This window comes from Streptomyces katrae (assembly GCF_000966975.1).
GTDB lineage: Bacteria > Actinomycetota > Actinomycetes > Streptomycetales > Streptomycetaceae > Streptomyces > Streptomyces katrae.
The window spans coordinates 1-482 of record NZ_JZWV01001772.1 but is presented as its reverse complement, the minus strand read 5'-3'; the positions used below and the strand labels follow the sequence as shown (position 1 = coordinate 482).

General features: G+C 72.8%; 1 protein-coding gene. It reads left to right on the top strand.

Translation table 11 applies throughout. The features are described from left to right. A partial coding sequence (locus tag VR44_RS40535; protein ID WP_045952713.1) for a vitamin B12 dependent-methionine synthase activation domain-containing protein occupies positions 1-482 on the top strand: 482 nt, incomplete at both ends.

Below are 482 nucleotides of genomic sequence, written 5' to 3'. Positions count from 1 at the left end.
GAACTCCCGCCCCTCAAGCAGCGCCGCGTACCGCAGCGCGCCGCCGTCCTCGACGTCCGGGAACCGGAGGCAGCCGGCCGTTCCGAGGTGGCGGTCGACAACCCGGTGCCCACCCCGCCCTTCTGGGGGACCCGGGTCGTCAAGGGCGTCCAGCTCAAGGAGTACGCGGGCTGGCTCGACGAGCAGGCGCTGTTCAAGGGCCAGTGGGGCCTCAAGGACGCCGGCTCGATCGCCACGGAGGGCCGGCCCCGTCTGCGCGGCTGGCTGGACCGGATGCACACCGACCGGCTCCTCGAAGCGGCCGTGGTCTACGGCTACTTCCCCTGCGTCTCCAAGGGCGACGACCTGATCGTCCTCGACGAGGACGGCGCCGAGCGGACCCGGTTCACCTTCCCGCGCCAGAGCCGGGGCCGCCGGCTGTGCCTGGCGGACTTCGTCCGTCCGGAGGAGTCCGGCGAGGTGGACGTCATCGGCCTCCAGGT